Origin of the sequence: Gordonia cholesterolivorans, assembly GCF_039531975.1 — a bacterium.
GTDB classification, from domain to species: domain Bacteria; phylum Actinomycetota; class Actinomycetes; order Mycobacteriales; family Mycobacteriaceae; genus Gordonia; species Gordonia sihwensis.
This window is the reverse complement of record NZ_BAAARB010000076.1, coordinates 1-614: the sequence shown is the minus strand read 5'-3', so window position 1 is coordinate 614 and position 614 is coordinate 1. Positions and strand designations below refer to the sequence as shown.

At 59.9% G+C, this 614-nt stretch carries 1 protein-coding gene; it reads right to left on the bottom strand.

Translation table 11 applies throughout. The annotated features are described in order from the left end of the window. Positions 1 to 26 precede the first annotated feature (26 nt). On the bottom strand, positions 27 to 614 hold a 588-nt coding region (locus ABFX36_RS18955; RefSeq protein ID WP_346077839.1), incomplete at its 5' end, for an integrase core domain-containing protein.

The window sequence follows — 614 nt, the reverse complement described above, 5'->3', positions numbered from 1 at the left end:
CTAGAGCCAGTTCCTTGTTGTGATCGTCAGTCGATCTCGCAGCCCACAGGGTGATGTTGGTGGGTGCATCCGGCAGCGTACTCGGCCGGGGTTCGGTAACGCAGTGCTGAGTGCCGATGTCGGTGGTTGTGGTCGTCTTTGAAATCCTCGATGACCACGCGGGCCTCGAGTAGCGTGGGCCAGCAGTTGCGGTTCAAGCACTCGTCGCGCAACCGGTTGTTGAACGACTCGATGAACCCGTTGTTCCACGGTGTGCCGGGCGGAATGTAGGAGATCCCCACCGACCCTGCGCAGAACTCTTGTAGGGCTTCTGAGATGAATTCAGGGCCGTTATCCATACGCAGCACCATCGGCGGGCCACCCCAGATCGCGAACGTCTTCTCCAACTCCTCGATCAACCGCTCAGCCGGAATCGAGCGGTCCACGATGTTCAGCAACGACATCCGGGTGTGTTCGTCAACCATGGACGCGATCTTGATCTTCTTCCCATCCACGGTGGAATCGAACTGAAAGTCCAATGCCCACACCACTTTCGGTGCGTCCGCGACAACGACCGGGACCGATGACTGGCCGGCCCGTTTCCGCCGCGGAGCACGGCGAACCTGCAGTCCTTC